We start from the raw sequence: 1,008 nt of genomic DNA on the forward strand, positions 1-1,008 counted from the left end.
ATTTTGGATTCACAATTTAATTGTATAAAAATAATTAAATTAATAAAGCTGGTAGAGAAGTTACTTCATGTTTATCTAACTTTAAAGAAGGTTTTTTATCTTGCCAAGTATAAGCAATTAAACCCGAAATAATATTAACCATAAAGTTAGAAATACTACGATGACGAGAATGAACAACTTGGGAAATATTTTGGAGTTGGTCATTGACAGTTTCGATTAAAGCCCTTTTTCTTAACATAAGTTTTTCCCACAATTCAACTAATTTATTATTCATATTCTTCTTAAAAGGAGTAATTAACTTCACATCATTCTCCAATAGTTCCTGAAATAAACTTTTAGAAATATATCCTTTATCTCCAAAAAGTCTTCCCCATAAATTTTGTGCTAAAGTAGGAACTGGTTTCCGGTCATCAATATTTCCAGGAGTGACTTGAAAAGCTAATAATTCCCCTTGCTCATTAATAATTAAATGAAGTTTAAATCCAAAGTACCAATCTACAGAACTCTTACCCCAGCCAGATAAACCCCGAAAAACTTTATTTCTTTTTGCTCTTTTATTATGACAAATAGGAATACCCATACTATCAATAAAAGAGATACCACTACATTGACCTTTGCGAGTATTAAGATAACAAATTAAAGGCAGTAAAGCATCAGGCATTAATTCAACAAAGCGATTATAACTCACTAAAGATGGAAAATATTTCTGGTAGTTTTTTAAAATGCTTTTTTGATAGTAGTCCTGAAAATTACGATATCTTGATTGGTGAAAATGAACAATAATAGTCATGACTTCACTTAAACATAAGTGACTTTTTCTTTTTCTTTTTTGTGACTGGCTCGAAATTAGTTCTGAGTTCAATTTTGCTTCAAAATCCAAACAGAAATCATCTATTGCACAAAATAATTTTTCTAATTCCATTGTCCATCCTGGCTCAAACAACTACTTTATTCTTAAATCTTTGGTGTAATTTTGAGTATAATTAGTAATGTTATTTAATGGTTTTT

1 protein-coding gene is annotated in these 1,008 nt (G+C 29.1%); it reads right to left on the reverse strand.

Annotated features, from left to right (window positions below):
• Positions 1 to 34: 34 nt before the first annotated feature.
• Entirely contained in the window at positions 35 to 922 is an 888-nt protein-coding gene (locus ACIR310F_RS0100390) for an IS982 family transposase (protein WP_028082114.1), read from the reverse strand.
• Between the last annotated feature and the right edge of the window lie 86 nt (positions 923 to 1,008).

The organism is Dolichospermum circinale AWQC310F (assembly GCF_000426925.1).
GTDB classification, from domain to species: Bacteria; Cyanobacteriota; Cyanobacteriia; order Cyanobacteriales; family Nostocaceae; genus Dolichospermum; species Dolichospermum circinale.